Below are 22,737 nucleotides of genomic sequence, written 5' to 3'. Positions count from 1 at the left end.
CCCCGGCCAGCCGGTCGGATCGGGAGCTGATCCCAGCAGCCAGTGTCGCGTTTCTAAATGGCTGACAACGTCGCAGCCCTATTCAGCTTTGACATGTGGTGCACGGGGGTGGATTCAAGGATGAAGTGCAACGACATTCCAGTCACCTGCGGCATCTGTGTAGCCTGTAGCTGTTACCGCCAGTCCGGAAACTCCGCATTCCAAAAATCGGTCGCCTGAAATGTCCATGCGAAGGTCGGCGCAAACCGTTCATCCGGGGTCTTCGAGACGCTCTCGATCAAAAGCTTGGCGTCTTGGAGCTTCAGATTGACGTTGTTCTCGCAAAGAAGGTTTAGGACGCGCTCCCCGCGCTGCGTATCCTGCAGCGCCCGCCGCACCAGCCGGCGATAGCTGCGCTCCTTGAAGAACATGTCTTGGGCAACGGCCTGCAGAGCGTCATGTTCCGCTCGGGTGACCAAGCCAAGCTCCAGACACCGCGACAATGTCGCGCGAACGTTGACCAGCGGCTCGCTGAGCGGAAGGTATCCCATTTCCGCCGGCGCATGCGATTGCGCGACATCGGAATCATCTTCCAGCGTGCCCGATGCGAAACCCTGGTAAATTTCACCAATGCCGATCATTCCGAAGGAGGCGCACTCCGCCGCGCGCAAGGCGCCCATGCTCGCGGCGCCGAACATGTGCACCCCTCGCGACAGCCCGAACAGGATCTCCTTGTGCCAGATGGCCGGCACATGTTCGTAGATGCCGTCGATCAGGCCGATGACGTTTGCGCCATCCATGATCGCCCGGTAGACGTCGCCCTGCCTTGCGGGCGGACGCAGCTCATAATCCGCGCTGGGCGGCAGATCCGCACCAAAGAGCGTTGGTCCGGCAAAGATCACTCGCATCTTTATCCCGATCTTGTCTCGCGCGCCCAAAAGACCATACGTTGTTTTGCGCATTCACTTGCAAATGCGGAGTGTGAGAAGCTGAAAGTGAACGCTTCCGAGCGCGAGGATAGTACAACCTTTGCGTCTCGCAAGTGCGAATGCAGCTGTTGAATGTCGGCGCGCATCGTGACAAACTGCCTGTTGGGATGAAGGCGGCGCCCACGGAAACCAGGCTTATCAGGGGTGAAATGACGTTCGTTCTGGAGACCTTTGGAAAGCTGCGGTTGGCCGGCGAGGATGGCAGCGTCATTGCCTTGCCCGAGAAGGGGCTGTTGCTGCTTGCCTACCTGCTGACGCTCGACGAAGGATCGGCCTATCGAACCACGATCGCCCGCTTCCTGTGGGGCGAGACGGATAACGGCGCATCCGACACGACGTTGCGGAAGCTGCTCTCCCGGCTGAAGGCGTATCAGAGCGACCTCGGTTCCAGCTTCGTATCCTTCGAGGGCAGCACGATCTCGATCGATCGCGCGCTGCTGACGTCGGACATTCAGCTCATTCGGGAAGACGAGGCGTCAGCGCCGTTCGCGCGGCTGCGGCGGCTGGTCAAGCTGCTCGATCAGCCCTTCCTCGGCTCGGTCAAGATCCAGAGCCGGGAGTTCAAAAGCTGGGTCGTCGATGAGGGTAACCGGCATGTCGAGCTTCTCGAACGCACGCTGAGAGAGGCGCATGGCGAGGCTCAGACTCGCGAAGACGCGGAAGTGTTGCGCAAGGCAGCGGTCATCCTCTTCCGTTCCGAGCCGCAGGATCCGGAAACGCTGCAGTTATTGCTGAAGATCTTCAATGCCGAGCAAGACGTTGAATCGCTTCAGAATTATTTCGCCAAGCGGCGCGGTTCGATCGAGCGCGGCGCCAAGTTCTCGGCATCCGACAAGAGTATCGGCAGCGCCAAGGTTGCGGCTGAAGCGAGAGCGCCTTCGCGCAATGGCGCGGCCGCCGGCTTGTCGGTCGAGGCAGGCAGCATAGCCCATGCGATCCCGCGTCTCGTCCTGCTTCCACCCAGCAACCAATCGGTCAGCCCTGATGCGGGCCTCATCGCCTCGTCGCTGATCGAGGACATCACCATCGGCTTCTGCGCGTTCAACAGCCTGCGGGTGATCGCCCCCTACTCCGCGGTCCAGGTCGGCCACAATGTAGAAACGCAGGCCGCCTTCTTCGAGCGACAAGCCGTCAACTATGTGCTGGAGACACGCATTAGCGGTGGCGGGGACGACGTGACGCTTTTTGCGCAACTGATCTTCGTCGATGACGCCCAGGTTCTCTGGGCCGAGCGCTTCGGGCTCCACCGCCTCGATCTGTTGCGCGACAAGCGCGCGATCTCCCGCCAGATCGCCCTCTCCGTCTCGCGCGAGATCGCCCGCCATGAGGAGCAGCGCGCCGATATCGAGCTCAATCCGGTGGCCTATCACCGCTATCTCGTCGGCAAGCGCGACATGGCGCGCATGACGCTTCCCAATCTCCGCCGTGCGCGCAAGGAAATGAAGGCAGCGCTTGCCGCCAGCCCCGATTTCGCGCCGGCGCTGAGCGCCATGGGGCGCACCTATTCCAAGGAGTGGCTGCTCACCGCGCGCGGCGATATCGAGCTCTTGAAGCAGGCGGAGAACCTCTCGCGACAGGCGATCGAGAAACGCTCGGACTTCGCCGATGGCTACCGCGAATTCGGGGTCGCCAAGCTTCTGCAGGGCGATTTCGACGAGAGCGCCGAGGCGATGGAAGTGGCCGAAGCGCTGGCGCCGCACTACGCCGACGTCATCGCCGACCACGCCGACACGCTGGTACACTGCTCGCGACCGAGCATGGCGCTGCAGAAGATCGAACGGGCGATCGAGCTCAACCCGCTGACGCCGGACATGTACCTCTGGACGGCGGCCGGCGCCAACTACGCGCTCGGCGAATTCGGATCGTCGATCGATTACATCGGCCAGATGTCCGACCCGAGCCTCGCGGATCGCCTGGCGGCAGCCAGCTGGGCGATGATGGGGCATGCCGACAAGGCACGCATCCTCGTGCGACGCGTGCGCGAGGCAAACCCGAATTTCGACGTCGATACCTGGCTGGCTGCAGTGCCCAGCAAGGAGCAATGGCATAAGGACCTCTACCGAGAGGGCCTCAAGAAGGCAGGCTTTTAACAGTTCATCTTAGAGGGAAAGAGAACATGAGCGCAGTCGTTGTCATCAGCATCACCGGCGAAGAAGGTCTTTGGGTCGCCGATCTCCGCGCCGGAACCGTCACCCCGCTTGATCCACCGGCCGGCAGCAAGCTCAAGGAGGTCGCCGATCTCCGCAAGAGCGGCACGTCGATCACGAAGGACGTCAATTTTGCCGTCGTCGTGAAGTCCGCCAAGGAAGCCGCGTCCGGGCACTACGAAGGCTAGTCCGGACCAAGAATCCGAGTCTTTCATTCGGTCGGCGCCTTGTATTGCGCAAGGCGTCGGCTTTGTCGCGCGCGTTATTTATGGGAGTGCGGTATCCCCTTCTCCGGCAATCCGTCATTCTGAATCGCCGCCGTTTTGGCTCAGCCAAATCGAGTCCATTGGCATAGCCATATCAAAATAGGCTATAAACTCAATTTAATTGGATCATTTGACCCAGATTCAGACAATTCCGCCTAAAATCAGGTGAGTTTGCTCGGCCCGTTCCAGATTACAATCCACGTCGCCATCCCCAGCAAGGAGAAAGACCGTGGAAACCCCTCGCCTCGCCCCAGCGCACACAGCATTGTCGACATTCCGCGACGGTCTCGCAGGTGCGGATGTCATCGCCGCTCTTCGCGACGGGCTGGTCGGAGCGAAAGCGAAGATATCCGGTCCCTATGGCGAAAAGAGCCTCGTCTACGCCGACTATGTCGCGTCGGGCCGGGCGTTGCACCAGGTCGAGCGCTTCGTTCTCGAAGAGGTTCTCCCCTATTACGCCAACAGCCACACCGAGGCCTCCTACTGCGGAGGCTTCATGACCCGCATGCGTCGCGAAGCCCGCGGGTTGATCGGCGGCTTCTGCGGCGCGAGTGCTGATCACGCCGTCATCTTCACCGGCTCCGGCGCGACGGCGGGCATCAACCGGCTGGTCTCGCTGTTCGGCGTGACGGACGCGATTGCGTCAGGCAAGCGCGTGCGCGTCGTCATCGGCCCCTACGAGCATCACTCCAACATCCTGCCCTGGCGCGAGAGCGGCGCGGAGATCGTCGAGATCGCCGAGCAGGCATCCGGCGGCCCTGACCTTGGTCTGCTCGAAGCAGCACTGCGCGACAGCGACGCGGACCTCACGATCTGCACCCTCTCGGCCGCCTCCAACATCACCGGCATCACCAGCGACGTCGCCAGGATCACCGGCATCGTCAAGGCCTCCGGCGCCAGGATGATCTGGGATTACGCCGGCGCCGGCCCCTATGTGCCGATCGCCATGTCACCGGCGCCCGATGTCGAGATCGACGCCATCGTCATTTCTCCGCACAAGTTCATCGGCGGCCCCGGCGCTTCCGGCATCCTGATCGTGCGGCGCGACGCTGTCTCGGCAACCAAGCCTTCCTGGCCGGGCGGCGGCACGGTGAAGTTCGTGTCGCCCACGACGCATGACTATAGCGACAGCCTCGAAGCCCGCGAGGAAGCCGGCACGCCGAATGTCGTCGGTGATATCAGGGCGGCGCTTGCCTTCATCGTCAAGGACGCGATCGGCGCGCAGGCGATGGCCGAGCGCAATCATGCGCTTGCTAAGCGCGCCTTCAGCGCCTGGGAACAGGTCGAGCGGCTGGAAATCCTCGGCCTGCCTGGCCCGGACCGTCTACCGATCTTTTCGTTCCGCGTGAAGGACGGCAAGGGCGACTATGTCCACCAGCAGCTGATCACGCGCATGCTGAGCGACCGCTTCGGCATCCAGGCGCGCGGCGGCTGCGCCTGCGCCGGGCCTTATGTCCACCGGCTGCTTTCGATTGACGATCAGCAGTCCGAGGCGATCCGGCAGGCCATTCTGTCCGGCGACGAGATCATGAAGCCTGGTTTCATCAGGTTGAATTTCAGCGTCCTGCTCGATGACGAGAAGGTCCGTTTCATTCTCGACTCCGTCGCGCAGATCGCCGCCGATGCGACCGCTTTTGAGGGGGATTACGACTTCGATCCGAGCCGGGCGATCTTCTTCCCGCGTGTGGCGGCAACGGAGAGCACCGTTTATGCAGCAGCCTGAGGTCGCCGGCTTTCACGATGTGCGCACCGGCAGCATCCAGTATGTGGTTTCCTGCCCGACCACCCGCAAATGCGTCATCATCGACCCCGTGCTCGATTTCGACGAGAAGTCGGGCTCGACGGCAACGACGAATGCCGACCGGCTGCTCGACCACATCGCGCGCCATGACCTGACGCTCGAGTGGATCCTCGACACGCATCCGCATGCCGACCATTTCTCCGCTGCCTCCTACCTCAAAAAACGCACCGGCGTGCCGACAGCGATCGGCGAGCATGTCGTGCAGGTGCAGCGGATCTGGAGAGAAATCTACAACTGGCCCGACCTCGCCTGCGACGGATCGCAATGGGACCGGCTGTTTTCCGACGGCGACACGTTCAGGATCGGTGATCTCGAAGTCCGCGTAATGCATTCGCCCGGTCACACGCTGGCGTCGATCAGCTATATCATCGGCGACGCCGCCTTCATCCACGACACGCTCTTCATGCCCGATAGCGGCTCGGCGCGGGCGGATTTTCCAGGCGGCAGCGCCGACAGCCTGTGGACGTCGATCGAGCGCATTCTGGATCTCCCCGACCAGACCCGGCTCTTCACCGGCCACGACTATATGCCCGGCGGACGCGAGGTCCTGTGGGAAAGCTCGGTTGCCGAACAGAAGCAAAAGAACCCGCATGTCGCGGGCCGTTCGCGCGCCGCGTTCATCGAAATCCGGGAAGCCCGCGACCGGACCTTGCCGATGCCGAAGCTCATCTTGCATGCGCTGCAGGTCAATATCCGCGGCGGCGCGCTGCCGGAGCCTGAGGCCGACGGCCGGCGTTACCTGAAGGTCCCGCTCGACGCCCTGCCCGGATCAGTCTGGGGGAGATGACGCCGTGGATGGACCGCTCCAGCATGTCCTTTTCGCGCTCGGCTCCGGCTCGCTGGTCGGCTGCACGCTGGGCCTGATCGGCGGCGGCGGCTCCATCCTCGCAACGCCTCTTCTGATGTATGCCGTGGGCATGCGCGACGTGCACACCGCGATCGGAACCGGCGCGCTTGCCGTCTCCGCCAATGCCTATCTCAACCTCGCGGGCCACGCCGCCAAGGGCCACGTCTGGTGGCGCTGCGCGCTGATCTTCGCGGCCGCCGGCGCGCTCGGCGCCTATCTGGGTTCGAGCCTGGGCAAGCTCGTCGACGGCCAGAAGCTGCTCTTCATGTTCGGCCTGCTGATGATGTTCGTCAGTTTCGCGATGCGAAAGACCCGCACCGCCCCTGACGTCACCGCCCACTCGTTGACCATGGCGGTGCACGGCAAGACGACCGCGATCGCGTTGCTGACGGGTATGTTCTCGGGCTTCTTCGGCATCGGCGGCGGCTTCCTGATCGTTCCGGCGCTGCTGCTCGCAACAGGCATGCCCCTCATCAACGCCGTCGGCACCTCGCTCATGGCCGTCGGCACCTTCGGCCTGACCACCGCCGCCAATTATGCGACCTCAGGTTTGGTCGACTGGGCAACTGCCGGCTATTTCATAACAGGCGGCATCGGCGGCGGCATCGTCGGAACGATCGCGGCGACGCGGCTCGCGGACCGGCGCAACACGCTGGCCACGATCTTCCGCGGCGTCATCTTCGCCGTCAGCCTTTATGTGCTGTGGCGCAGCTACATCGCGCTTTAGCCGTTTATGGTCGCTCGGCGATCCCCGAGCCGGAGGCCGGATTGTTCTTGGACTGCGCGCGATGCTCCCGCCACATGGTGAAGAGGCCGGCGCCGACCACGATCGCCGAGCCGAACAGCATGTTCCAGCTCAGCGTCTCCCCGAAGAACATCACCGCAATCACCGCGCCCACCACGAGCTGGAGGTAGGCGAGCGGCTGCACCTCGGAGGCTTGCAGGGAATCGTATGCACGAATCAGGCAATAGTGGCTGACCGTGCCGCAGACGCAGAGTGCGGCGACCATCGGCCAGTCCGAGACGGCGATCGGTGTCCAGTAGAAGGGACCGAGCAGCGAGATCGCAACCGCGCCGCCGACGGCGGTATAGGCCAGGCTGGTAAAGGTCGAATCGTTGCGGCTCACCGCCCTGGTGGCGACGCTATATGCCGCGAACATGGTCGCGCAGGCGAGCGGCAGCAGAAGATAGAGGCTGAAGGCGCCGCCGGTCGGGTTGATGATTAACAGTACGCCGAAGAGCCCGGCGACAACGGCAAGCCACCGCCGCCAGCCGACGCTTTCCCCAAGGAACGGGATCGACAGGATGGTCACGATCAGCGGCGTCGACTGGAAGATGGCCTGCGTGATCGCAAGCCCGGTATGTGCCAGGCCGAACACGAAGAGCGCGATCTCCGCGACCAGCAGCACGCCGCGCATCACCTGCATCAGCGGATGTTTCGTCACGAAGGCGCCACGCACACCACCGGGCTTGCGCATCGCCAGCAGCATCACGAAAGCCGCGAACGCCCAGAAGCGGATCATGGTGATCAGGATCGGCGAGTATCGCTCACCGAGATACTTCGAAAAGCTGTCCTGGACGGCGAAGATGAAAACCGCAGCCAAGGTGAAGATGTAACCCTGCAGCTTGGGGCTGATGCTGTTGGAAATTGTCGTATTCTCCGCTGTCGCTTCAGCCAAGGGACTAGTCCAGCCCATCCGATTGCTCAAGCCACGGAATCGTTTGAATCCGATCTATTTCGAAGTTTATTTCGACACCCGCGTCAAACGACGGTTTCGCCGCCGTCGACGACCAGAATCTGCCCGGTCATGTAGGACGAGCGGTCTGAGACGAGAAACAGGATGGGCTCAGCGATCTCGGAAACATCTGCCCATCGTCCAAGCGGCACCTTCTCGGCGATGTAACTCTCGATCGCATCTCTCCCGCCCATCTGCGCGATGAACGGCTCGTTGAACGGCGTGTCGACCCAACCGGGGCATAGCGCGTTTACGCGCACACCGAACTTCGCATAGTCGCCGGCCATCTGCCGGGTCATCGCGATGACCGCGTGTTTGGTCGTGGTGTAGGCGATCATTTCGCGATCGTAGAGAACGCCCGAGGACGACGAGGTGTTGAGGATGACGCCCTTGCCCGCCCGTGTCATCAGCGGCATCACCAGCCGGGCGGCCATGAAATGGGCGCGTACGTTCAAGGCCCAGGACTTGTCGAAGCCCTCTATCGCGACCTGCTCAAGATCGCCCGCCACCTGCGCGCCTGCATGGTTGTGCAGGATGTCGATGCGTCCGTGCCTGCTGGCAATCGCAGATATGCCGTCTTCCAGAGCCCTGTCGTCCGTGACATCGAGCACCAGGGGCTCGGCGCTGCCGCCGGCTGCAACGATCTCCCGGACGGTCTCGTCGGCATTCATGAAGTCGACATCGGCGACAACGACATGGGCGCCTTCCCGCGCCATGATCGAAGCCCCTGCCCTGCCGATGCCGGAACCGGCACCGGTGACGATTGCAACGCGGTTGGCGAGAATCATGGTGTTTCCCCTAATGTCTTTTGTTGTTTTTCACGCATCAGGAACCGTGCGATCAGGATCATCGCGAGCGAGGCGACCAGCACCATGGTTGCGATCGCATTGATCTCTGGCGTCACGCCACGGCGGATCGACGCGAAGACATAGATCGGCAGCGTGGTGTTGGAGCCGGCGACGAAGAAGGCGATAATGAAGTCGTCGAACGAGAAGGTGAAGGCGAGCAGGAACCCTGCGAGGATAGACGGCAGGATCTGCGGCAGGACGATCTCGCGAAATGTGGTGAGCGGCGTGGCGTAAAGATCGCTCGATGCCTCGACGATGTCGCGGCCGAGGCTGGCGATCCTGGCTTTCACGATCATCGTCACCAGCGCCATCGTGAACAGCCCGTGTGCTGCAATAATCGAGCCGAAGCCAAGCTGGAGCCTGGGTGGCTGCTCGCCCGGCCAGACGGTGGCGAGCAGAGGATTGAGGATACCGAAGACCTCGACCAATGCGACCAGCGTCGCAATGCCGATGACCACACCCGGAACGACGATCGCCGCGGCGAAGAGACCATCGAACACTGCGCGGGCTTTGGGGCCAAGCCGCTCCATGCCGATCGCCGCCATCGTCCCGAAGATCGCCGCCAGCGTCGCGCTGGTGAACGCGATGATCAGGCTGTTCTCAAGCGCCTGCATCAGGAAGGTATTCGACAGCGCCTTGCCATACCACTGCGTGGAAAAGCCGGTGAAATCCGATGCGTTGCGCCCGGCATTGAACGAAAACAGCACGACCAGCGCGATCGGCGTATAGAGAAACAGATAGACGGCGGTGACGAGGCTGCGCATCAGACGAGATCCACCTGTCGGGTGCCGGCGACGCGCCATGCGATGCGCATGGCGACAAGCAGCACGATGACGACGACAACCACCAGCGTAACCGCGATCGCGGAGCCGAAGGGCCAGTTTCGCGACTGCAGGAAGAGATCGACGAGCGCGTTGCCGATGAAGAAGACCTTGCCGCCGCCAAGCAGCTGCGGGATCAGATATTCGCCAAGCAGAAGGATGGTGACGAGCGCCACCCCGGTCATCACGCCGGGAAGCGAGAGCGGCAGGGTTATGCCGAAAAAGGTCGAGAGCGGCTTGGCGCCGAGGTCGGCCGAGGCCTCCAGCAGACGGCGGTCGAGCTTTTCGAGGCTGACATAGATCGGCATGATCATCAGCGGCAGATAGCCGTAGACGATGCCGAGCAAAACGGCGCCGGGCGTGTTCAAAAGTCTGACATTCTCGATGCCGACGAATTCGAGCAGATGCGGAATGCCGCGCGCACCCAAAATATACATCCAGGCATAGGTGCGCACGAGCAGGCTGGTCCAGAACGGCACCACGACCAGCGAAACCAGAAGCAGGCGGTGCCGTGGGCTCGCTTTCACGGCCAGATAATAGGCCACGGGATAGGCGACGAGCAGGCAGGCGAAGGCGCCGATCGGCGCCAGCACCAGCGTGTTCTTGAAGGCAGCGGCGCGCGAGCCGAGATTGGCGAACTGCGCGAAGGTGAAGGCCGCCTGATAGCCCCCTTCCGGCGCCCGCTCGCCGAAGGAGAACACCACGATGGCGATGAAGGGCAGCACCAGGAAGATAAACAGCCAGGCGCTCGCCGGCGCGACCAGCGCGGCGGTAACAAGGCGTTTCTTGGTGTCCGGTGTCAGGGTCATCTTGGTCCAGAGAAGCGTTCGCGAAAGGGGCAGTGTGATCGATGCAAGGCACGCCTCCTTTAAGGGCGACGTGCCTTGGCGATGGATCAGGCCGACTTGAAGCGCGCCATCAGTTCGGCGCGGCTCGGGTCGGTGAGCGTCACGGCGGCGCCGAATTCCAGAGGCGTCAGCGAAGCTTCATCCGGATAGACGATCTTGTTGGAGGTGATCTCCTGCGGCAGCAGCGCGATAACGCGGCTGTCGGTAGCCGGCGCGCCATTGGCGATGTGCTCCTTGGCGGCGTTGGCGGGGTCCATGAGGTAGTTGAGCAGCGCGTAGCCGGCGGCCTTGTTCGGCGCATCCTTCGGGATCGCGTAGTAATCCGTCCAGATCTCACCGCCGTCCTTGCCGAGAACGAAGGCAAGCTCCGGCATGTCGCGGTTGAGCTGTGCGCCGTCATTGGTCCAGCACATGGTCATCCAGGCGTCACCGGCGCGCATGCCGGGTTGGTAGTCGCTGTTGATGGCGAAGAGATGCGGCTTGACCTTGATCAGCAGATCTTCGGCCTTGGCGAGCTCGTCGGCCTTGATCGAGTTGAAGTCGTAGCCGAGCGACACAAGCGCGCTGCCGATCGTTGTCAGCTGGTAGTCGTGCACCATGGCGCGGCCATCGGCCTCGGTCTGGGCGATCTCGAAGAAATCCTTCCAGCTGGTGAGCTTGGTCTTGATCTTCGAGGTATTGACCGAGAAGCCGGTCGTGCCCCAGTTCTTCGGCACGGCGTAGGTCTTGCCGTCGATCTGGCCTTCCTTGGTGAAGCGCGGGTTCTCGGCCGTCTGGCTGAAGTTCGGGATCTTCGAGAGATCGAGCTCATCGATCAGGCCGAGCTTGTGGTGGGTCGAGATCGTGTAGTTGGTCGGCACGAAGAGCGACCAGCCCGATGCGCCGGCCTGGAGCTTGGCCAGCATTTCCTCGTTGGAGCCGAAGACGTTGACCTCGACGGCAACGCCCGTGGCGGCCTTGAAGTTTTCGAAGGTCGCGGGGTCGTGGTAGTTCGGCCAGGTGGCGATCGACATCTGCGTGCCGAGTTCGCCGGCGGCATAGGCGGGCGTCGACAGCGCGCCAGGGAAACGCGACATCACGGCGGTGGCGAGGCCGAGGCCGGTGATGCCGAGGAAGTGACGGCGGCTGATGGAGCCGCGCTTCAGGCGCATGAACTCGTCCATGAATCCTTCGGCGGAAATGGGGAGATTATCCTTGTAGTCCTTGCTCATGATGCTGTTCCCTTTTTGTGGTTTTATGCTGCATTGGAAGCTGGAAAAACATGCGCCCCGGCCGGATCGAAGCCGAGGAAGACCGTCTCGCCGGGTTCGACGAGATCGCTTTGGCTGTCACGACGATCGGCCGTGACCAGGAAGTCGCCGAGCCCGGGCACCGCCACGGCATATTCCGCCGAAGATCCCAGGAAGATGCGGTGCGTGACCGTTCCCTTAAAGCTTGCACCGCCGCCCGCCTGAACGCGGGTGAGCCTGATCGCTTCCGGGCGGATCGCGACAATGGCCTGGCCGGACAAAACGCCCTGCCCCGCCGAAACAGGCAGCGCCGAACCGTCGCCCAGTCTGAGCGTCCGGCCATCCGTCTCGACCATTGCATCGACGCGGTTGGTCTTGCCGACGAAATCGGCAACGAAGAGATCCGCCGGCCGGTCGTAGACCTCCTGCGGCGAGCCGAGCTGGCGGATGCGCCCTGCGCTCATGACGCAGACGATATCGGCCATCGACAGCGCCTCTTCCTGATCGTGCGTGACCAGAACGAAGGTAATCCCGAGCTCGCGCTGCAGCGTCTGCAACTCGATCTGCATGGCCGACCGCAGCTTCTTGTCGAGCGCGGCCAGCGGCTCATCGAGCAGCAGCACCGAGGGGCGGTTGACGATGGCGCGCGCCAGCGCCACGCGCTGCTGCTGGCCACCGGACATCTCCTGAATACGGCGTTTGGCGAAGCCGCCGAGGCGGACCATTTCGAGCGCTTCGCCGACGCGACGGTTGATCTCGGCGGCAGCGATCTTCGGCCGCATCTGCCGCAGCCCGTAGGCAACGTTCTGCTCGACGTTGAAGTGCGGAAACAAGGCGTAGTGCTGAAACACCATGTTCACCGGCCGCCGATAGGCCGGCACGCCGTTCATCTCGCGCCCGTCGATCAGCACCGTGCCGTCGCTTGGCTGCTCGAAGCCGCCGATCATGCGCAGGCATGTCGTCTTGCCGCAGCCCGATGGCCCGAGCAGCGCCAGGAATGCGCCCTTGGGCACATTGAGGTTGATGTCCGTTACGGCGGTCACGGAGCCATAATTCTTGGTGACCGAACGGAATTCGATATCGTTCGTCGAAGCGGATGCCACGTCTGTTCCCTGCGGTTGGTTTGGCGGCAGTCTACGCTGCCTTTTGCCACCGGCGTTGGGAAAAGACTAAGCCCGCCCTTCCCTGACGGTATATACCCCAAGAGTGGTATTTAAGGCCTTGCGGCTTCGTGGAAGGTATATACAGGGGTATGCGGATATCCGCGGCCCGATGGGGAGGTTTTCGGCATGAGCATGGATCTGGAGGCGCTGTTGCAGGCCTTCAAGGCCACCGTCGGCAAGCCCGTCATGAGCGATGCCGAATTCGGCGAGACCTTTCGCCAGATGATGGCATCCCTTGTGCGCTTCGACTACGTCGTCGTCTTCGCCTATCGCGGCAAGGAAAGGCCGATCGATCTCTACAGCACCTTCGATCCGAAGGAGCACATCATCTTCGTCACGCTCTATCAGGCCGGCCCCTATCTGCTTGATCCTTTCTACCACACCGCCCGCGCGCGCCGCAGCGGCGTTTTCCGCATGCGCGAGCTCGTGCCGGACCGCTTTTTCTCCAGCGAATATTACCGGACCTACTATGTGCAGACGGGCCTCGCCGAAGAGATCGGCTTCTTCGTGGAACAGGATGACGACATTACCGTCGTCCTGTCACTGATGCGCCGGGAAGCGACCGGCGTCTTTCCGCCGGCGGAGATCGCCCTGCTGAAGAAGGCCGAGCCGCTCGTCACCCGGCTGACGCAGCACTATTTCGCCGGGCTCGCCGAGCGCTTCGATGGCCAGGCGCAATCGACGAGGCGGCGCACGCGCAAGCGTGGCGAAGACAAGGTCGAGATCCAGCCCGCCGACGCCGTGTGGCAGGATCTGAACCTCACCAGCCGCGAGACCGCCATCGTCGATCTGGTGCTGCAAGGGCACTCTTCGGAATCGGTGGGGCTCAAGCTGAACATCTCAACCGGCACCGTGAAAGTGCACCGCCGCAACGTCTACCGCAAACTCGGGATCTCCTCGCAAACGCAACTGCTGGCGATCTATCTCAAGGCGTTCGGTGGGCTCAGCCAGTAGAAAGCGTGCTCACCATAACAGGCGTTGATGGCTTGCGACTTCAATGACATAGTGCGCCGCGCGCATCCATTTTCCAGACAAAGACATGAGCATGACCAATCCCGCCGCCTCGCCTTCCCATAAAGTATCGCAGTCCCCTCGCCCGCTGGCGAAGATCAGCCTGAAATGGTCGATGATCGAAGAGGACGGTCTGTCCATTCTCGAAAAATTCCAGCTGCTGCGCGACCTCGGCTTCGATGGCGTCGAGCTCGACTCCCCCAACGACCTGCCGTCGCGCGAGGTGCTCGATGCCCGCGACAAGACCGGCGTGGCCATTCCGGGTCTCGTCAACTCCATGCATTGGAAGACCCCGCTGACCGATGCCGATCCCGCGGTCCGCCAGGCTTGCGTGGACTCGATGATTGCCGCGCTTGACGATGCCAAGCTCTACGGCGCCGACACAGTGCTCCTAGTGCCCGGCGTCGTTCGCAACAGCCCGACGAGCTACAAGACCGCCTATACCCGCGCGCTGGAGGAAATCGCCAAGATCACTCCTCACGCAGAAAAGACCGGTGTCTCGATCGCGCTCGAAAACGTGTGGAACGAGTTCCTGCTCAGCCCGCTCGAGGCCGCCGCTTTCGTCGATGCCTGCAATCATCCGAAGGTCGGTTGGTATTTCGATGTCGGCAACGTGCTGCGCTATGGCCGCCCCGCCGACTGGATCGAGGCACTCGGCCACCGCATCCTCAAGATCGACGTCAAGGAATACAGCCTCGACAAGATGAACAGCGAGGGTCCGTGGAAGGGCTTCGAGGTCGAGATTGGCGATGGCGACTGCGATTGGGCGGCGGTCAACCGCGCGCTCGCCGAAGTCGGCTATTCCGGCTGGGCTTCCGTCGAGGTACCCGGCGGCGATCGTCATCGGCTGGCCGCGATCAAGGAGCGAGTCGATCGTATATCCGCGTTGATCGCACCGGCCTGATTTCTCTAGCGCTTGGCCAAAGCCACCCGCCCCCTCTTCATCGTCTCATGAAGTTTGGCCTTGATCAGCTCGAAGAGTTCAGGCGGGATCATACCATAATGATAGCGGCTGGGATCGGACGGTAGCGTCCTGAGATGGATACCCGGCCACTCGAACCGATTGACCTCGCTGACGCGAATCCAGTTGGCGTCGTCATCGAGGCCGAGTTGGCTGCGAAGTTCCGGCGGAACCTCGATCGAGAGGTCCTCCTCGCCAAGCTCGGGTGGTGAATGCGTGATCGGCACGACAATCGTGTCATTGGTCCGGGAGTGGTACACGACAATGGCACAAGGCCGGTCCTTGCTGCCCAAAGCGAAACCTTCGCTCTTTTCCTTGTCCCACAGGTAATTGTATCGGATGACGAGGCCCGCAACCGGCGTCGGGTAACTCACTCGGAAACTTTTCCGTACTCGGAGTTCATGATCAACGCCATGGTTTCGTCATCCATGTCGCTGACCCGTATCACCTCGCGCTCACGCCTTACCATGTCGTGATAGTGGCTAAGTTCCGCGGCGGACAGGAAGCCCCCGATCGTGCGATCATGAGCGGTGATCTCGATGACCCCCTCCGACTGCACGCGCTCCCTGAAAGTCGTGAATTTACGAGCGAACTCGGTCGCAGACACTTTCAAAGCTTGAGCCATGACGCATTGGTCTCCCCATCAATGTGTAAAATACGTATTTTACACATTTCGTCAAGCGGCGCGCCGATCATCGCCCGCAGCTTCAGCCCTTGATTTCGGCAAACAACCTGCGGGCGTTGGCAAGGCCGGTCTGGCAGCCATAGAGCGTCGGTTCGTTGCCTTCGTATTCCAGCGAGACGAAGCCGTCGTAACCCGAATCCACAACGCTCTTCAGCATCGACTTCACCGGCAGGTCGCCGAAGCCGAAGACGGAGCCGCGGATAAACTGCCCGTTGAGCGTCTCCAGCCAGCCCGGCCCCGGGCTCTCGGCGCGCACGTAGAAATCCTTGATGTGCACGAAGCTCGCATGCGCGATCGACGCGCGCGTGCCGGTCACCGGGTTCTCGTCGACGCAGAGGAAGTTGCCGACATCGAGCGTCATCTTGAAGTTCGGGCTGTCGACAGCGTTCAGCAGGCGTTTGACGCGCTCGCTGGAGTTCATGAAGAAACCGTGATCCTCGACGCTGGCGATGACGCCAAGGCGCTCCGCATGGTCGGCCACCTCGCGGCAGCCGTCGACAATCATTGGGAAGGCCGTTTCGAACTGCGCGGCATTCGTCGCCCGCAGCGACCACGGCACGACATCGTGGCGCAGGAAGCGGACGCCGAGGCGGTCGCAAAGCTCGACATAGCGTTTTACCCGGTCGATTTGCGCCCGTCGGTCGTCGCCGATGAAGTTTCCGGCGATGCAGAGGCCCGACAGCGGAATACCGGTCTCGGCGGATGACTTGCGCAGGCGCTCGATGCTGTCCTCATCCTTGATCAGCTCGTAGTTCAGGTCGTCGCCACCTGGCGCGATCGACAGCGTCGCCAGCTCGAGGTGCTCGCCGCCATTGTCCCTGAGCCAGGTGAACAGGTCCTCGATCTGCATCGAACCATCCAACATCAGCGGGCGGAAACTGTAGGAACTCAAACCGAACTTCATGGGGACTCCTCGCAATCAGTGGCGCCACCATCGGAAACGCGGTTGAGACTGTCAATATCGAGATTGACAATCACCGCGATACATCCTTGTTTGTTATCAAAGAGATGAAGTGCATGGAGCATGCAGGAATGGTAATAAAGTCCGCAGACGTCGTCATTGTGGGAACCGGTCCGACTGGCTCGGCCTATGCCCGGGTCGTTCGCAACAACTGGCCCGAAGCGCGCATTGTGATGGTGGAGGCCGGACCGCAGATCCTGCCGAAGACAGGCGCACATCTCGACAACGTTGCCGATCTCGACGAGCGCGGCGCGCTCGAAGTCCTCGCCCAGGGCGGCGACCGCAGCCCGCGCATGCCGATCAACAAGGAAGAGTGGGAAGCGCGCCGCGCCGGTGGTTTCGATGGCTCGCTGCTGCGCCGCTCGGGCCTGTTCATCGCCAATGACGGCGACCCGCAGGACGAAAACCTGTTCGCCGGCTTCTCGGCCGCCAATGTCGGCGGCATGGGCACAAAATGGTCGACCGGCACGCCGGTGCCGTCGGAAATCGAGCTCGTGCCCTTCATCCCAGCCGGCGAGATGCAGGCAGCACTTGCTACTTCCGCCAAGCTTCTCGGCACCAACACCGATCCGAATGCCGGCGATCCCGCTGCCATTGCGCTTCGCGAACGCCTCGGCGCCGTCTTCAACGCGGGCCGCACGCCTGACCGCTTCGTCCAGCCGATGCCGCTCGCAGCCACGCCCGGCCCCGACGGCCTGCACTATCACGGCACCGACGTCGTGCTTGGCGATCTCGTCGATGAGCCGGCCGAGCGCTTCTCCATCCTGAAGGAGACGGCCTGCCGCCGCGTCATCCACGACGGCAAGACCGTCACCGGCGTCGAGCTTGCCGGCACGGGTTCCGGCGACACTTTCGTGGTCAACGCCGGAACCGTCGTCGTCGCCTGCGACGCGCTCCATTCGCCGCAGCTTCTCTACGCATCCGGCATCCGCCCGGAAGCGCTCGGCCGCAACCTCAACGACCACTACATCGTCTCGCAGATTTCCGAGATGGATACCGATGTGCCGATGAAGGCCATGAACTGGATTCCGGCCACCAAGGAACTCCCCTACTCGGTCACCATTGCGCCTGCCAGCCTGCACAGCATGCCGCGTTCGGGCGACATTCTGGGACAGCCGATCGGCATGGGCGTCTTCGTTTCCTCCGATATCAGCCCCGACAACCGCGTCACCTTCGACGACACCCGCACCGACTGGCTCGGCCTGCCCGCCATCTCGATCCAGTGGCGTCAGTCGGAAGGCGACAAGGCGCGCCTCGAAGACGCGAAGAGCCTCGCGGTGAAGATTTCCAACATCATCGGCCAGCCCGCTCCGGGCTTCGCCACCTTCGTGCAGCCGGTGGGCTCGTCGCTCCACTTCCAGGGCACCATCCGCATGGGTGAGGCCGACGATGGCACCAGCGTCTGCGACAAGACGTCGAAGGTCTGGGGCTTCGACAATCTCTACGTCGCCGGCAACGGCGTCATTCCCACCGCAACCGCGACCAATCCCACCCTGTTCTCGGTCGCCCTAGCCAGCATCGGTGCTCGCGCGATTGCCGAAGCGCGCCGGACGGCGGCCTGAAAAACGAGGCGAATGTCATGACAAATCCAAAGCTTAAAGTCCTTGTGGTCGGCCTCGGCCAGATGGGCAAGAGCCACGCGCTCGCCTACCATGCGCATCCCGGCTTCGAGATCGTCGGCCTCGTCAACCGCTCGACACCGACGCTGCCGGAAGAGCTCTCCGGCTATCCGCTGCGTAACGACTATGCCGCCGCGCTCGCGGAATTCTCGCCCGACGTCGTCTCCGTCGCCACGCACACCAACACCCATGCCGACATGGCGGTCGCTGCCCTTGAAAGCGGCGCGCACGTCTTCGTCGAAAAGCCGCTGGCCGCTAATGTCGCGGATGCGGAGCGCGTCGTCGCCGCCGCCAAGGCCAATGGCCGCAAGCTCGTCATCGGCTATATCCTGCGTCATCATCCCTCGTGGATGCGCATGATCGCCGAATCGCGCAGCCTCGGCGGTCCCTACGTGTTCCGCATGAACCTCAATCAGCAATCGAGCGGTGCCGCATGGGACATTCACCGCTCCATCATGCAGACGACCTCACCGATCGTCGATTGCGGCGTGCATTATGTCGACGTCATGTGCCAGATCACCGATTCCAAGCCGGTCGAAGTGCGCGGCATGGGCGTCGGGCTGGCGCAGGGCCTGCCCAAGGGCATGTATAATTACGGCCACTTCCAGGTGCTGTTCGAGGATGGCAGCGTCGGCTGGTACGAGGCCGGCTGGGGTCCGATGATGTCGGAGACGGCCTTCTTCGTCAAAGACGTGATCTCGCCCAACGGCTCGGTCTCGATCGTCATGGATGAAGGCGCAAGCTCCGCCAGCCTCGACGCCCACACCAAGACATCGCGCCTGCGCGTCCACCACGCCGGGACGGATGCTAAGGGCGCTTTCGCTCGGTCCGACGACTGGCTCGACATGCACGACGAGCCCGACCACCAGATGCTGTGTGACCGCGAGCAGGATTTCGTCTATCGCGCCATAACGGAAGATCTCGACCTCACCCGCCATATGGACGACGCCGTCACCTCGCTGAAGATCTGCCTTGCGGCGGATGAAAGCGTGCGCACTGGCCAGGCCGTCAAGCTCTGACGCCTCGAAGACTGACGGCCGGCTCACATAGTTTTGACTTGATGAACCGGCCCGAAGGCCCGATGCGGTGGTGGGGAATAAACACGCCAGCCACCGGATCGTCTCAATGGTCATCAGCCGCCGCCATATGCTGCAACTCGCGGGCGTGAGCTCGCTCGCAGCCGCATTCAGTCATGCCGTAAAGGCCGAAGCGGGCGCGATGCCGGCGGCCGCCTTGCCATATGGCGTGACCACCGCCGCGCATATCAAAAGCGCGGCGCTCCGGGTCCGCGACCTCCCCGGCATGAGCCGCTATTATCAAGACACGCTGCGCCTCCAGGTGCTTGCCGAAAGTGCCGAGGAGGTCATGCTCGGCGTGGCGAACGAACCGCTGCTTTATCTGACCAGCATACCCGACGCCGGCTTCGAGGATCCGACCTCCGCCGGGCTCTTCCACGTTGCCTATCTGATGCCGACGCGGGTCGATCTCGCGCGCTGGCTGGTGCATGCCGCCGTCGCCAAGATCCCGCTCGACGGCTTTGCGGATCACAGCGTCAGCGAGGCCATCTACCTGACCGACCCTGAAGGCAATGGCATCGAGGTCTATTCCGACCGGCCGCGAGACCAGTGGCAATGGAAGGACGGCGTCGTCACCATGGGCACGAAAGAGCTCGATATTGACGCGATCGCCGCGCTGACCGACATGTCGAAGGACACCTATGACGCGGCACCCGAGGGGCTGCGCATCGGTCATATCCATCTGCGCGTCGGCGACATCGACGAGGCGAATGGCTTCTACCGCGATCTGCTCTGCCTTGCCGCCACCAGCGCCGAGCGCGACAACGCAGCCTTCCTGTCATCCGGCGGCTATCACCATCACGTGGCGGTCAACACATGGCGCAGCGCCGGCGCCGGCGGCCGCGACAGCTCGAAGACCGGCCTCAGCTGGTTCTCGCTGACGGTCTCGGAACCCCTGCTCTATGAAAAGCAGATCAAGCGCTTCAACACGGCCGGCATCGGCGGCCATGTTCCCGGCGGCTATATCGCGATGGATCCCTGGGGAACCGAGGTCCGACTGATCAAGGCCTGACGCCCTTCACTAGCCGCGTTTACCTGATCGCCTCAGCCAGCCATCAGGTGTTCGTAGAGAATGGTCGAGCCGAGAATGATCAGCGCAACGCCGGCGACACCCTCGGCGTAGCGGCCGAAGCGCTCGCCGATCAGGCGTCCGACCAGCATCCCGCCCGATGCCATCAGGAAAGTGGCGGCGCCGATCGCCACCGCGATGACAAGAATGTTGACCTCCAGGAAGGCCAACGAGACGCCGACGGCCATGGCATCGAGGCTGGTGCCGATCGCGGTTGCGATCAGCATGGCAAAGGACATGCCTGGCTTCTTTTCTTCTTCCTGCTCGGTGCTCATCGCTGCCCGAAGCATGTTGATGCCCACCGCGGCAAGCAGGCCGAACGCGATCCAGTGGTCGACCGCCGTCACGAAGCGGGCAGCGGCAACGCCGGCCGCCCAGCCGATCAGCGGCGTGATCGCCTCGACGATGCCGAAGACGACGCCGGTGCGCAGCGTCTCGCCAAGACGCGGGCGGCCAAGCGCGGCACCCCGGCCGACGGAAACGGCGAACGCGTCCATGGACATGCTGAACGCCAGCACGATGATCGATAGCAATGACATGGTTGAACCCTTCAGGAGATTCGTAGCTGAGCCAATTCACCCTGTTTTGGCCAGGTGACGTCCGCCACGGTCTTGCCGAGCCGATCTCGTCGGCCGAACGCGCCACGTGCTCTCGCACGAGTATGTTGACACGCTCCCGCCCTCAGGCGGTGGCTACTCCCCGATGCCGGCTGGGTAGGCGAACCGCCTCTTGCTGTCAACGACAAAAGCGGGAAAGAAAACAGAAAAAATCGCTACTTAACAATGACTTGCAAGTGCATCTTCCAGTTTTTAATGCAGCTGCGAAGCATTCGCAGAATGGGCCGTTCATCTGCATAGTGGCGGCAGCCCAGAGAGGGTTGACTTAGCGCTCTGGTAGACCGGCCTTGCGCAATCCCTCAGCCATCTCATCCGCCCACTGCGGCACGGCCCGAAAAACCGGCCGGGTCAGATAGCGCTGGATCGTGAAGTCCGGCTCTGCAATCAGCAACTTCTCAGCCGCCCAGCGCGCCGTCTCCTCATCTCCCTGCATCGACGCCCAGGCCGTCATCATCCGGTAGGGCCAGGTCACATCGGGATGTCGGGTGACGACCTCCCGGGCGATCGACACCGCTTCGGAGAGAGAGCCGGCAAGAGCCAGCGCCAGTGCGAAGCCCATCCGCATGTTGAAGGCAAGCGGATCGGCCGGGCTAAGGGTCATCGCGCGCTCGAAGCGCTCCTTGGCGCGATCGGGCTCTCCCCTGTAGCTTGCGACCCAGCCAAATCTCGCCCATGCCCAGGAATTATTCGGATCGAGCGACAACGCCCTCTCCAGATAGACCGCCGCGCGCGGCTGATCACCGCAATGGCTGATTGCTCCGCCGACCGCGGTCAGGGCCGTCGGGTCATCGTCGATCGCGCGCGATGCGGCGTCGATCGCGGCAAGCGAGAGCGCGAGTTCCCGTTCCGGATCGTCGGTCCAGATGTAGCCGAGGTTCTGGGCGTGACACCATGCCAGAAACGCGTGGGCGCGGCCGTAGGCCGGATCGACCGCGATCGCATCCTGAAGAAGCGGAATGGCGCGCGCGATGCCGTCCTTGTTGTGTCCCCAGAGATAAGGACAGGCGCGCATGACAAGGTCGTAGGCACGCAGGCTACTGGGTGGCTTGCGCTTCGCCAGCTCGATTTCGGCGCTGCGGATGGCCGGATGGATCGCGCCCGCGACTTGCGCCGCAATCCGGTCCTGGAACTCGAAAAGGTCCTCGGTCATGCCTTCATAGCGCTCCGACCAGAGCTGGGTCCGCCGTTCTGCATCGACCAGCTGGACGGAAATGCGCAACCGGTCCCCGCCCCGGCGAACGGTGCCCTCGACAACGTAGGCGACCCCGAGCTCCCTGCCGACGTCACGGACGTCGATGAACTTGCCCTTGTAGGTGAAGGCGGATTGGCGCGCGATGACGAAGAAGTCCCGGACACGCGACAGCGCCGCCGTGATCTCCTCAACGACGCCATCCACGAAATATCCGTCGCTTGGCCCGCTGAGATTGTCGAAGGGCATGACGACAAGCGACGGCTGGTCCTTGTCGAGCCGGTTGGCGGACCAGGCCGAAGTTGCGACCTGATCGTCACCGACCTCTTGCGACCAGTCCACCCGAAACACCGAAATCGGCCTCGGGATGTTCTTCAGGACACGCTCGCCGAGGCTGGCAAGCGTAAACGGCACCTTGCCGTCGAGATGCTCGCGGACGGAGCCGGAAATCGCGATGCCCGACGGGCCGGCTATCTCCTGCAGGCGGGCAGCGATATTGACGCCGTCGCCGAGGAGGTCGTCGCCTGCAACCACCACGTCGCCGAGGTTGACCCCGATGCGGAATTCCAGGCGCCGGTCGGTCGGCTGGCCTTCGAAATGGCGCAGAAGCTGGCGCTGGATCTCCACCGCGCACCTTGTGGCTTGAACCGCGCTGGGGAACTCCGCGACCAGCCCATCGCCGGCGCTACCGAAGACGCGTCCGCCGTGCTCGCCGACCAAATCCGCGATATGCCCATGGCAAACATGGAGCGACTGGAGGGTGCGCTCCTCGTCAAGCGCGGCAAGCCTGCTGAAGCCGACGACATCAGTGCAGAGGATGGCTGCAAGCTTTCGATCCATCGCGACGGCCGCTCCTGCAAGGACAAGATTGTTGC

General features: G+C 62.8%; 22 protein-coding genes and 1 riboswitch. Of the genes, 10 read left to right on the top strand and 12 right to left on the bottom strand.

Translation table 11 applies throughout. The features are described from left to right. Positions 1-173 precede the first annotated feature (173 nt). On the bottom strand, positions 174-887 hold the full coding sequence (locus ACIQUB_RS28750) for a TfuA-like protein (RefSeq protein ID WP_402934635.1): 714 nt from the start codon (positions 885-887) through the stop codon (positions 174-176). 230 nt (positions 888-1,117) lie between these two features. On the opposite strand from ACIQUB_RS28750, the gene ACIQUB_RS28745 reads away from it, so the two are divergent. The 5 genes from ACIQUB_RS28745 to ACIQUB_RS28725 all read left to right on the top strand — a co-directional run bounded on the left by ACIQUB_RS28745 (position 1,118) and on the right by ACIQUB_RS28725 (position 6,756). Continuing rightward, positions 1,118-3,058, top strand: a complete 1,941-nt coding sequence (locus tag ACIQUB_RS28745) for a hypothetical protein (RefSeq protein ID WP_402934632.1) — start codon at positions 1,118-1,120, stop codon at positions 3,056-3,058. 26 nt (positions 3,059-3,084) lie between these two features. Continuing rightward, positions 3,085-3,303 (top strand): hypothetical protein, encoded by a 219-nt coding sequence (locus ACIQUB_RS28740; protein ID WP_018901692.1) that lies wholly within the window; start codon positions 3,085-3,087, stop codon positions 3,301-3,303. Positions 3,304-3,610: 307 nt separating this feature from the next. Next, on the top strand, positions 3,611-5,104 hold the full coding sequence (locus ACIQUB_RS28735) for an aminotransferase class V-fold PLP-dependent enzyme (RefSeq protein ID WP_402934627.1): 1,494 nt from the start codon (positions 3,611-3,613) through the stop codon (positions 5,102-5,104). Beyond that, positions 5,091-5,969, top strand: a complete 879-nt coding sequence (locus ACIQUB_RS28730) for an MBL fold metallo-hydrolase (RefSeq protein WP_402934624.1) — start codon at positions 5,091-5,093, stop codon at positions 5,967-5,969. The genes ACIQUB_RS28735 and ACIQUB_RS28730 overlap by 14 nt, the downstream gene beginning before the upstream one ends. A 4-nt stretch (positions 5,970-5,973) precedes the next feature. Then, the gene (locus tag ACIQUB_RS28725; protein WP_402934621.1) at positions 5,974-6,756 is read left to right on the top strand and encodes a sulfite exporter TauE/SafE family protein; all 783 of its coding nucleotides are present in this window, start codon (positions 5,974-5,976) and stop codon (positions 6,754-6,756) included. 4 nt (positions 6,757-6,760) lie between these two features. Here ACIQUB_RS28725 and ACIQUB_RS28720 read toward each other — a convergent pair whose 3' ends face one another. The 6 genes from ACIQUB_RS28720 to ACIQUB_RS28695 all read right to left on the bottom strand — a co-directional run bounded on the left by ACIQUB_RS28720 (position 6,761) and on the right by ACIQUB_RS28695 (position 12,614). Beyond that, the gene (locus ACIQUB_RS28720) at positions 6,761-7,666 is read right to left on the bottom strand and encodes a DMT family transporter (RefSeq protein WP_402934641.1); all 906 of its coding nucleotides are present in this window, start codon (positions 7,664-7,666) and stop codon (positions 6,761-6,763) included. Positions 7,667-7,791: 125 nt separating this feature from the next. Continuing rightward, positions 7,792-8,553, bottom strand: a complete 762-nt coding sequence (locus tag ACIQUB_RS28715; RefSeq protein ID WP_402934618.1) for an SDR family NAD(P)-dependent oxidoreductase — start codon at positions 8,551-8,553, stop codon at positions 7,792-7,794. Next, complete coding sequence (locus ACIQUB_RS28710) at positions 8,550-9,377, bottom strand: ABC transporter permease (RefSeq protein ID WP_402934615.1); 828 nt, start codon at positions 9,375-9,377, stop codon at positions 8,550-8,552. The genes ACIQUB_RS28715 and ACIQUB_RS28710 overlap by 4 nt, the downstream gene beginning before the upstream one ends. Continuing rightward, entirely contained in the window at positions 9,377-10,243 is an 867-nt protein-coding gene (locus ACIQUB_RS28705) for an ABC transporter permease (protein WP_113176720.1), read from the bottom strand. The genes ACIQUB_RS28710 and ACIQUB_RS28705 overlap by 1 nt, the downstream gene beginning before the upstream one ends. Before the next feature lie 86 nt (positions 10,244-10,329). After that, positions 10,330-11,493 (bottom strand): PotD/PotF family extracellular solute-binding protein, encoded by a 1,164-nt coding sequence (locus tag ACIQUB_RS28700; protein ID WP_402934611.1) that lies wholly within the window; start codon positions 11,491-11,493, stop codon positions 10,330-10,332. Positions 11,494-11,516: 23 nt separating this feature from the next. After that, complete coding sequence (locus ACIQUB_RS28695; RefSeq protein ID WP_402934608.1) at positions 11,517-12,614, bottom strand: ABC transporter ATP-binding protein; 1,098 nt, start codon at positions 12,612-12,614, stop codon at positions 11,517-11,519. 186 nt (positions 12,615-12,800) lie between these two features. On the opposite strand from ACIQUB_RS28695, the gene ACIQUB_RS28690 reads away from it, so the two are divergent. Then, on the top strand, positions 12,801-13,628 hold the full coding sequence (locus ACIQUB_RS28690; protein WP_402934605.1) for a LuxR C-terminal-related transcriptional regulator: 828 nt from the start codon (positions 12,801-12,803) through the stop codon (positions 13,626-13,628). 85 nt (positions 13,629-13,713) lie between these two features. Then, positions 13,714-14,589 carry a sugar phosphate isomerase/epimerase family protein gene (locus tag ACIQUB_RS28685; RefSeq protein WP_402934602.1) on the top strand — a complete coding sequence of 292 codons (876 nt, stop codon included), beginning with the start codon at positions 13,714-13,716 and terminating at the stop codon, positions 14,587-14,589. A 5-nt stretch (positions 14,590-14,594) separates the two neighbouring features. Here ACIQUB_RS28685 and ACIQUB_RS28680 read toward each other — a convergent pair whose 3' ends face one another. The 3 genes from ACIQUB_RS28680 to ACIQUB_RS28670 form a co-directional block, all read right to left on the bottom strand. Then, a complete protein-coding gene (locus ACIQUB_RS28680) occupies positions 14,595-15,020 on the bottom strand; it encodes a hypothetical protein (protein ID WP_402934600.1) in 426 nt (141 codons plus the stop codon). Continuing rightward, the gene (locus tag ACIQUB_RS28675) at positions 15,017-15,271 is read right to left on the bottom strand and encodes a hypothetical protein (protein ID WP_402934597.1); all 255 of its coding nucleotides are present in this window, start codon (positions 15,269-15,271) and stop codon (positions 15,017-15,019) included. Before ACIQUB_RS28675 ends, ACIQUB_RS28680 begins: the two co-directional genes overlap by 4 nt. Before the next feature lie 82 nt (positions 15,272-15,353). Next, positions 15,354-16,235 carry a sugar phosphate isomerase/epimerase family protein gene (locus tag ACIQUB_RS28670; protein WP_402934594.1) on the bottom strand — a complete coding sequence of 294 codons (882 nt, stop codon included), beginning with the start codon at positions 16,233-16,235 and terminating at the stop codon, positions 15,354-15,356. A 128-nt stretch (positions 16,236-16,363) separates the two neighbouring features. Between ACIQUB_RS28670 and ACIQUB_RS28665 the strand changes: the two genes are divergently transcribed. The 3 genes from ACIQUB_RS28665 (at position 16,364) to ACIQUB_RS28655 (ending at position 19,999) form a co-directional block, all read left to right on the top strand. Beyond that, positions 16,364-17,854 (top strand): GMC oxidoreductase, encoded by a 1,491-nt coding sequence (locus ACIQUB_RS28665; RefSeq protein WP_402934591.1) that lies wholly within the window; start codon positions 16,364-16,366, stop codon positions 17,852-17,854. A gap of 17 nt (positions 17,855-17,871) precedes the next feature. Beyond that, positions 17,872-18,930 (top strand): Gfo/Idh/MocA family protein, encoded by a 1,059-nt coding sequence (locus ACIQUB_RS28660; RefSeq protein ID WP_402934588.1) that lies wholly within the window; start codon positions 17,872-17,874, stop codon positions 18,928-18,930. A gap of 106 nt (positions 18,931-19,036) precedes the next feature. Further along, positions 19,037-19,999 carry a VOC family protein gene (locus ACIQUB_RS28655; RefSeq protein WP_402934585.1) on the top strand — a complete coding sequence of 321 codons (963 nt, stop codon included), beginning with the start codon at positions 19,037-19,039 and terminating at the stop codon, positions 19,997-19,999. Positions 20,000-20,031: 32 nt separating this feature from the next. Here ACIQUB_RS28655 and ACIQUB_RS28650 read toward each other — a convergent pair whose 3' ends face one another. Continuing rightward, on the bottom strand, positions 20,032-20,595 hold the full coding sequence (locus tag ACIQUB_RS28650) for a manganese efflux pump MntP family protein (RefSeq protein WP_402934582.1): 564 nt from the start codon (positions 20,593-20,595) through the stop codon (positions 20,032-20,034). A gap of 78 nt (positions 20,596-20,673) precedes the next feature. Then, positions 20,674-20,769: riboswitch (yybP-ykoY riboswitch) on the bottom strand. Between the two features lie 169 nt (positions 20,770-20,938). After that, a complete protein-coding gene (locus tag ACIQUB_RS28645) occupies positions 20,939-22,702 on the bottom strand; it encodes a tetratricopeptide repeat protein (RefSeq protein WP_402934579.1) in 1,764 nt (587 codons plus the stop codon). Positions 22,703-22,737 lie beyond the last annotated feature (35 nt).

Source organism: Rhizobium sp. NPDC090275 (assembly GCF_044772225.1).
Taxonomy (GTDB): Bacteria; Pseudomonadota; Alphaproteobacteria; order Rhizobiales; family Rhizobiaceae; genus Rhizobium.
The sequence above is the reverse complement of the archived record's forward strand: the minus strand, read 5'-3'. Positions and strand labels throughout refer to the sequence as shown.

Excerpts from the sequence above, each read along its gene's own strand:
- ACIQUB_RS28685 (WP_402934602.1), top strand. The coding sequence starts at position 13,714 with ATGAGCATGACCAATCCCGCCGCCTCGCCTTCCCATAAAGTATCGCAG.
- ACIQUB_RS28655 (WP_402934585.1), top strand. The coding sequence starts at position 19,037 with ATGGTCATCAGCCGCCGCCATATGCTGCAACTCGCGGGCGTGAGCTCG.
- ACIQUB_RS28710 (WP_402934615.1), bottom strand. The coding sequence starts at position 9,377 with ATGCGCAGCCTCGTCACCGCCGTCTATCTGTTTCTCTATACGCCGATC.
- ACIQUB_RS28705 (WP_113176720.1), bottom strand. The coding sequence starts at position 10,243 with ATGACCCTGACACCGGACACCAAGAAACGCCTTGTTACCGCCGCGCTG.
- ACIQUB_RS28715 (WP_402934618.1), bottom strand. The coding sequence starts at position 8,553 with ATGATTCTCGCCAACCGCGTTGCAATCGTCACCGGTGCCGGTTCCGGC.
- ACIQUB_RS28750 (WP_402934635.1), bottom strand. The coding sequence starts at position 887 with ATGCGAGTGATCTTTGCCGGACCAACGCTCTTTGGTGCGGATCTGCCG.
- ACIQUB_RS28650 (WP_402934582.1), bottom strand. The coding sequence starts at position 20,595 with ATGTCATTGCTATCGATCATCGTGCTGGCGTTCAGCATGTCCATGGAC.
- ACIQUB_RS28665 (WP_402934591.1), top strand. The coding sequence starts at position 16,364 with ATGGTAATAAAGTCCGCAGACGTCGTCATTGTGGGAACCGGTCCGACT.
- ACIQUB_RS28690 (WP_402934605.1), top strand. The coding sequence starts at position 12,801 with ATGAGCATGGATCTGGAGGCGCTGTTGCAGGCCTTCAAGGCCACCGTC.
- ACIQUB_RS28740 (WP_018901692.1), top strand. The coding sequence starts at position 3,085 with ATGAGCGCAGTCGTTGTCATCAGCATCACCGGCGAAGAAGGTCTTTGG.
- ACIQUB_RS28670 (WP_402934594.1), bottom strand. The coding sequence starts at position 16,235 with ATGAAGTTCGGTTTGAGTTCCTACAGTTTCCGCCCGCTGATGTTGGAT.
- ACIQUB_RS28745 (WP_402934632.1), top strand. The coding sequence starts at position 1,118 with ATGACGTTCGTTCTGGAGACCTTTGGAAAGCTGCGGTTGGCCGGCGAG.
- ACIQUB_RS28660 (WP_402934588.1), top strand. The coding sequence starts at position 17,872 with ATGACAAATCCAAAGCTTAAAGTCCTTGTGGTCGGCCTCGGCCAGATG.
- ACIQUB_RS28730 (WP_402934624.1), top strand. The coding sequence starts at position 5,091 with ATGCAGCAGCCTGAGGTCGCCGGCTTTCACGATGTGCGCACCGGCAGC.
- ACIQUB_RS28645 (WP_402934579.1), bottom strand. The coding sequence starts at position 22,702 with ATGGATCGAAAGCTTGCAGCCATCCTCTGCACTGATGTCGTCGGCTTC.
- ACIQUB_RS28700 (WP_402934611.1), bottom strand. The coding sequence starts at position 11,493 with ATGAGCAAGGACTACAAGGATAATCTCCCCATTTCCGCCGAAGGATTC.
- ACIQUB_RS28675 (WP_402934597.1), bottom strand. The coding sequence starts at position 15,271 with ATGGCTCAAGCTTTGAAAGTGTCTGCGACCGAGTTCGCTCGTAAATTC.